The sequence below is a fragment of the Oleiphilus sp. HI0061 genome, from assembly GCF_001635675.1.
On sequence record NZ_LWFE01000854.1, the window covers coordinates 1 to 374 of the forward strand.

The 374-nt window shown below is 44.5% G+C and carries 1 protein-coding gene; it reads right to left on the reverse strand.

Annotated elements, in window-relative coordinates; translation table 11 throughout:
- A partial coding sequence (locus A3735_RS10185) for an NAD(P)H-hydrate epimerase (protein ID WP_197485829.1) occupies positions 1–374 on the reverse strand: 374 nt, incomplete at both ends.

The following is a 374-nucleotide window of genomic DNA, read 5'->3' on the forward strand; positions in this document are numbered from 1 at the left end:
CAATCGCTAATATCGGGGCAGTAGATTTATTTGCTGCTTCAATAGCGTCAGCATACAGGCCTCTGACAGGGGAGTTAAGACCGGTACCTAATAGAGCGTCGACGATAATGTGATTGTCGGTCTCTGATGCTAGACTTTTGTCTGAGTAGTGGTCGCAGCTTACGTTTTCTGCTAAGCACATCTGGTATGCACTTTGCGCATCACCGACAAGTTTATCTGGAGGCGAAAGAAAGTAGACATTACATGCAATTCCATAAGCTTTGGCTAGCGCAGCGACAATATAGCCATCTCCGGCATTATTTCCACTGCCGCATAATACTGTGACTTTCTGGCAGTTGNGGAATCGTTCTAATAGTATATTGAAGCTAAATTTC